3 protein-coding genes are annotated in these 3,544 nt (G+C 48.0%); all 3 read left to right on the plus strand.

The features are described 5' to 3' along the window. Window positions 1–219: 219 nt before the first annotated feature. The 3 genes from AC1DUO_RS23685 to AC1DUO_RS23695 all read left to right on the plus strand — a co-directional run bounded on the left by AC1DUO_RS23685 (window position 220) and on the right by AC1DUO_RS23695 (window position 3,359). Window positions 220–1,317: an alkene reductase gene (locus AC1DUO_RS23685; RefSeq protein ID WP_121019296.1), complete on the plus strand. Its 1,098-nt coding sequence runs from the start codon at window positions 220–222 to the stop codon at window positions 1,315–1,317. A gap of 361 nt (window positions 1,318–1,678) precedes the next feature. Then, window positions 1,679–2,068 (plus strand): VOC family protein, encoded by a 390-nt coding sequence (locus tag AC1DUO_RS23690; protein WP_121019297.1) that lies wholly within the window; start codon window positions 1,679–1,681, stop codon window positions 2,066–2,068. 457 nt (window positions 2,069–2,525) lie between these two features. Continuing rightward, window positions 2,526–3,359 (plus strand): GIY-YIG nuclease family protein, encoded by an 834-nt coding sequence (locus AC1DUO_RS23695; RefSeq protein ID WP_421589722.1) that lies wholly within the window; start codon window positions 2,526–2,528, stop codon window positions 3,357–3,359. Window positions 3,360–3,544 lie beyond the last annotated feature (185 nt).

Below are 3,544 nucleotides of genomic sequence, written 5' to 3' on the forward strand. Positions count from 1 at the left end.
GTGCAGAGCGCGTCACGCCTAAACCCTCAGCAGCAGCAACGAAACTGCCTTTTCTGACGACTTCAGTAAATTCCTGTACGCCATTGAGTTGTGCCGTCACAAATATTGGTTCCTTTATCTCAACACTGAGGGGCTTTTTGCCCAGGTAATCATGGCCTTCAAATAAGGTTAAGATCGTTGCTAACAGATTTTTACCATGAAATGGCTTCAGGAGACAGAATGAGCGAGTTACTAAATATCTATACAATGAATGGAATAAAGCTTAATAATCGTGTCGTTATGGCACCAATGACCCGATCGCGGGCTTATGACCTTGTTCCCACTGACAGTATGGTCACCTACTATCGCCAGCGCGCAACAGCAGGTTTAATTGTTTCCGAAGGTTCACCTGTTTCAATGGAAGGTCGTGGACAGGCTTACACGCCGGGAATTTACACTGACGAACAGATAGAGGGCTGGAAAAAGGTGACAGAGGCAGTACATGCGCAGGGTGGGAAAATATTCATCCAGCTTTGGCACGTAGGACGTTCCTCACACGTTGCTCACCAGCCTGATGGGCAGGCCCCGGTCAGCTCCGTCTCACGCGTTGCAGAAGGCTGCACCACTCACATTCCCGGTGATAACTGTCAGTCTGTACGCGTATTTCACAGTCAGCCCCGCGCATTAGCAACGGATGAAGTCCCGCGGGTGACGCAGGATTTCGTTCGGGCGGCTAAAAATGCCATCGAGGCGGGTTTTGACGGTGTGGAGATCCACGCAGCTAACGGCTACATCTTCGAGCAATTTATCAATGGTGGACTTAACGACAGAACAGATCGTTATGGCGGTAATATTGCCAATCGACTGCGGTTTACGCTGGAAACGGTGGATGCTATCTCTGCAGCCATCGGGAGTCATCTGACAGGTATCCGTATTGCACCCTTTGGCCGCCTGCAGGATATGCATGGCTTTGATGATGAGCAGGATACCTGGTTATCTTTGGGTATCGAACTGCGTCGTCGACATCTCGCATATGTGCATTTGAGCGATCAGGAATCTCTGGGAGCTCAGGCCATTCCTGCTGGCTTTCTGACAAAGTTTCGCGAGGCCTACGAAGGTACCCTCATCGTCGCGGGCAGCTATACACAGGAGCGTGCTGAACTGGCACTCAGAGAAGGTTATGCCGACTTAATCGCATTTGGGCGTCCTTTCATAGCCAATCCTGATCTCGTTAAACGCATGAAAAATGGGTGGCCGATAGCTATTCCTGATAAGGATACGTTCTATACCGGGCGAGATGCAGGTTATATAGATTATCCCACGTATCACGTGGATTAAGATTCCCTGAAACAGAAATGCATCTGAAATGCATCCTATCCGCATGCTCGCTAAGGGTCCCGACAACTATTTTTGAGTTCGTCTGATCTGCTCCCTTATGAGTAGCACACTCAATTGTTGGTGACGTCCGCTCCTGGCACACAGCAGACAAACACGTGACGCTGAAGGTCTGCTGAGAGCGTGAAGCGGACATTGCGAGCATCGCGATGTATTAAACAACGCGAGCGGGTCAACTGAACCTACGTGAATAATTTCACAGGAATAGTACTGACATAATCATCTGTTCTTATGCCAAATCAAACATCATCCGGTGGTTGAATGTTTTACTACATACTCTTCTTTACTGACAGGAGTATATAGAGTGATTGATCACACCGGCTTCAGCGTCACCAATCTTGAAGACAGTAAACTGTTTTATATGCGAGTTCTGGCAAGCCTTGGTCATAATGTCCGGCTTGAAATCCCAGACAAAGCGGTAGGTTTTGGTTCAGCCAAACCTGATGAAGGGGCCGATCCGGGGGGCGCGTTCTGGATCACTCAGGGTAGGCCCTCCACGCCTAGGATGCATATTGCCTTCAGTGCAAAAAACAAAGAAGCAGTGGACGCATTCCACTCTAGCGCCCTCCGGGCTGGTGGAAAAGATAATGGTGCGCCGGGATACCGACCTCAGTATCACCACGGATATTATGCCGCGTTCATCCTTGATCCTGACGGGTATAATATTGAGGCAGTTTACCACGAGCCACGATAATGACTAACGGTGCGGAAGTGTTTGGATTACCCGCGGCTATGCATCTTTTTATACAATAACATTTCTATTTATGTGTGAATAAAAAGTGTAAGCCAAATGATGCGCTTGATATTACTGCAATTGTATCAGGGAAAGTCTTATATCTTTTACTTTACTTCCGCTCCTCTCATCTAGGATGACCAAGATTCTTTGATGACGGCTTGGTGCTGTGAGTTCAACGGGTCGATGCAACGCTATCCTTAATCAAGGGGGGGACGTTGCCAATATAGTCATCTATGTCAATTTAAAGAGAGCAGGTCAGTATCTTATTCAGCCGTCAGTAAGTTACCTGCCAGAAGAGAACGTTGCTGAAATCGAGTCGTGTTAATTTGTGAGTAACAGCTTAGTGGAATGCGGGCATGTAACGTAAAGCCACGGCAAAAAGTTAACAGACTCAGCTGATTATTAAGGAKATKAATTGAAGCTTTTTGATTATCTGAATATGGAGTTTCCTGATCTGACGCCTGAAGCCACCAAAGTCCATCTTGCGCAATTAAATGATTATAAAGAGGATCCGCTTGTTAAATTCCGTGGAGGCACTTTCGACGACTGGCAGTGCTGGCAGAAGCGACTGGAGTTTAGCCGCAGATATGTCGTTTCACTGATCAGGATCCCAGGGACTGAAACTTGGCTATTTGCGGGAGCATTTCAGCAGATAGGCAACGCGGGAAAGAAAGCCTACCCTGATCGTGAGGAACTGTATTATCAGTACCACCTTCAGAAAATCCCAGAGACTGAAGAATACGCTGGAAGGATGTATATCAGCTTTAAAAATACAGTCCGTAACTTCATTCGCCTCGGTGAAAGTATTCAGAGCGAACTGGTTATCAGCGCCATCACCCCGGCACGTCTGACCTTCGGCGAGTTTCCAGGCTACCGCTACGTCGTGCTGGACCGGAACAGCATCGGCTCGATCCTCAGACTTAATCTGCAATCCTGGCGTACCGCACTGTCCGTGGTTAAAGGCATCTATGTATTAACTGATCGGGACAGCGGAAAACTCTACGTTGGAAAAGCCGATGGAATCGAGGGGATATGGGGCCGATGGGAATATTATTTTGGTTCCGGGCATGGCGGCAATGTAGGGCTTAAGGAAGCTTTCGGCACAGGCGATGAAAACCGACTGCAGAATATCACTTTCGCGATCCTCGAAGTCATGGATCTTAATGCCGAAAAAGGTGAAATTGACCGCCGCGAAACTCACTGGAAACAAATACTGCTCTCGCGGGAGTTTGGCCATAACCGAAACTAATAAAGCCTGTAAAAACACGCTGAACTGCTTCCCATTGATCAGGACTCGACATCAATCATGGCAACAATTGCGAACTTCTCCTTATTGCCGCTCTTGGCCGTTGCCTGGGGCTGCTACGTGCCAGAAGCGGAAGTTGTTAACATATAGTGCATTAATCAACAGGGAGCAGGTCATCATGAATGTGC

The sequence above is a fragment of the Rahnella sp. P4_A8 genome (assembly GCF_056402435.1).

Bases quoted from the DNA above. Each gene is read 5' to 3' on its own strand.
- AC1DUO_RS23685 (WP_121019296.1), top strand. From the start codon at position 220: ATGAGCGAGTTACTAAATATCTATACAATGAATGGAATAAAGCTTAAT.